The organism is Streptomyces sp. FH025, assembly GCF_017427025.1.
In the GTDB taxonomy this organism is placed as follows: Bacteria; Actinomycetota; Actinomycetes; order Streptomycetales; family Streptomycetaceae; genus Kitasatospora.
On record NZ_JAFLNG010000913.1, the window covers coordinates 1 to 2,552 of the forward strand.

The window sequence follows — 2,552 nt, forward strand, 5'->3', positions numbered from 1 at the left end:
GCCCGGGTACGGCCTGCGCGGGTACGACGGGCATGGGTGCGACGGGCGCCGGCTGGGACTGGTTGATGCTGCGGACGGCGCCGACCAGCTGCTCCTCGGAGACCGGGACGACCTGGGAGGGGATGCAGCGGGCGTGCGCGAAGGCGAGGACCGCCGTCTCGTCACCGACGAACAGCACGGTGCTGGTGGGTTCCACGTGGGTGTCGCCGGGGGTGCGGCAGGAGGTGCATTCGTAGGTGGCGGGGGCGCGGTCGCCGCCGAGCAGGCGGTCGGCCTCGTCGTCGCCGATCTCGGACCGGACCTCGTCGCTGACGTCGAGCATGCGCGGCACAGAGTCTCCTCGGATGGGTGTGGATGGGGTTCTGGGGCGGACAGGGGGAGGGCGCCATGCCCAACGGGCCCTTGTGTCAGGCGTCACGGGTGCCCGTCGAGGCTGACGAGAATTGCCCCGGATTCGACCGCACTGAGTGCACTCGTGGTCGCAATCTGTCGATGTCGATCGCGGAACCACCGGATCGAAACCGTGAGGTGAGTCACGCGATCGGGATGTTTGATCTAGGAATCGATGGCTAAACCGGACATTCCGGGCGTAATTATGTGGCTCTTACCGCCGGTAACCCTTTGCTGAGCTGGGGAGACCGGTGGAGTTTTGGTTTCCCCGCCTACCGACTCGTAGCTTCTTGGGCGGCGCAACGAGCGCCACCCGGGTTCACCCCCGACGCACGGCCCCCCGGCTCCGACCGGGCGCGGCAGGTGCCCGCCGACGCGATCGCTCGAACAGGTCGCCGGCGAGCGGCTGGGTGGCCGGGGCGGCAGCGGCACGTCCGACACGTGCACGGCCGTCCGACGGACGCGGCAAGCGAATGCGGCCCTCTCCAGGGTCTGGTTCCGCATGCCCGCCCGGGGCTGTCGAGAGGAACCCCATGACCTTCCGTCACGAGACCGCCGCTGCCACAACCTCCACCGCCACCAAGCGCAACCGCGTGCGGATGGCCGTCGTGGCGGGCGCCGCTGTCGCGGCCCTGCCGGTGGCCGGCCTCGTCACGGCCACTCCGGCCTCCGCCGCCTCCGTCGCCACCTGGGACGCCGTCGCCCAGTGCGAGAGCGGCGGCAACTGGGCCATCAACACCGGCAACGGCTTCTACGGCGGCCTCCAGTTCACCTCCAGCACCTGGGCCGCCTTCGGTGGCACCGCCTACGCCTCGCAGGCCAACCAGGCCACCAAGGCGCAGCAGATCGCCGTCGCCGAGAAGGTCCTCGCCTCGCAGGGCCCGGGCGCCTGGCCCGTGTGCTCCGTCAAGGCCGGCCTGACCAAGGGCGGCGCTCCGGCCGCCGTCGACACCTCGGCGGGTGCCGCCGGGTCCGCCGCCGCCAAGCCGGCGCAGACCCCGGCGCCGAAGACCGCCACCCCGAAGGCCGCCGCGGCGCCCAAGGCCGCTCCGAAGGCTGACGTCGCGCCGAAGGCCGCCCCGAAGGCCGCCGCCGCTCCGAAGGCCGCTCCGAAGGCCGCTCCGAAGGCTGACGTCGCGTCGAAGGCTGCTCCGAAGGCCGCCAAGGGCAGCTACACCGTCAAGTCCGGTGACACCCTGAGCTCCATCGCCGCCGCGCAGGGCCTGGACTGGCACGACCTGTACCAGAACAACGCCAAGGTCATCGGTGGCAACCCCGACCTGATCTTCCCGGGCCAGACCCTCAGCATCTGAGGCCCCGTGAGCGGCTGACACCGGCTGCTCGGCCTGTCACGGCCGCTCCTCCGCCGCGCGGGGGAGCGGCCGTCGGCGTTCCCGGGGGTGTCGGCCTGCCCGGTGTTGGGGCGTTCTCGGCGTGGTGCCGGGCCTTCGCCGGGGTCCCCGTCGGATTTCCGCCGGGTCTCCGTCGGGGTGGTGCGGGAGGATGGTGGGGTGATCCAGGGTGAGCTGTTCGGCGACCCGTCCGGCGACCCCGCCGCGCGGGAGCGCTCCGAGCCCGCCCCCGGGGCCGTCCTGCTGCCCGGCTGGCTGGACCTCGACGCGCAGCTGCGCCTGATCGCCGCCTGCCGGGAGTGGGCCCGCCCGCCGGCCGGACTGCACACCGTGCGGATGCCCACCGGCGGGGTGATGTCGGTGCGGATGGTGAGTCTCGGGTGGCACTGGTACCCGTACGGGTACCGGCGGGTCGCCGAGGACGGCGCGCCCGTCAAGCCGTTCCCGCCCGAACTGGGGCGTCTGGCCCGCCGGGCGGTGGCCGAGGCGTACGGCGGCGCGGTGGCGGAGGTCGCGGGCGCGGCGGGGTACGCACCCGACACCGCGATCGTCAACCACTACCCGCACGGCGCCCGGATGGGCCTCCACCAGGACCGCGACGAACGGACGGACGCACCGGTGGTCTCGCTCTCGCTCGGCGACGGCTGCGTCTTCCGGCTCGGGAACACCGAGACCAGGACCCGGCCGTGGACCGACTTCGAGCTGCACAGCGGTGACCTGCTGGTGTTCGGCGGGCCGGCCCGGTTCGCGTACCACGGGGTGGTGCGGACGATGGCCGGGACGGCGGATCCGGCGCTGGGGCTGGTCGGG

Annotated in this window: 2 protein-coding genes and 1 pseudogene; 2 read left to right on the forward strand and 1 reads right to left on the reverse strand. The window is 73.0% G+C overall.

The window, feature by feature from the left end; translation table 11 throughout:
- A pseudogene (locus tag J0670_RS35585) lies at positions 1–331 on the reverse strand (hypothetical protein); the annotation flags it as partial.
- Positions 332–923: 592 nt separating this feature from the next.
- Between J0670_RS35585 and J0670_RS35590 the strand changes: the two are divergent.
- Both J0670_RS35590 and J0670_RS35595 read left to right on the forward strand, forming a co-directional pair.
- On the forward strand, positions 924–1,703 hold the full coding sequence (locus J0670_RS35590; protein WP_207816743.1) for a transglycosylase family protein: 780 nt from the start codon (positions 924–926) through the stop codon (positions 1,701–1,703).
- A 201-nt stretch (positions 1,704–1,904) separates the two neighbouring features.
- Positions 1,905–2,552 (forward strand): alpha-ketoglutarate-dependent dioxygenase AlkB (locus J0670_RS35595; protein ID WP_374223236.1); only part of this gene is annotated, 648 nt, incomplete at its 3' end.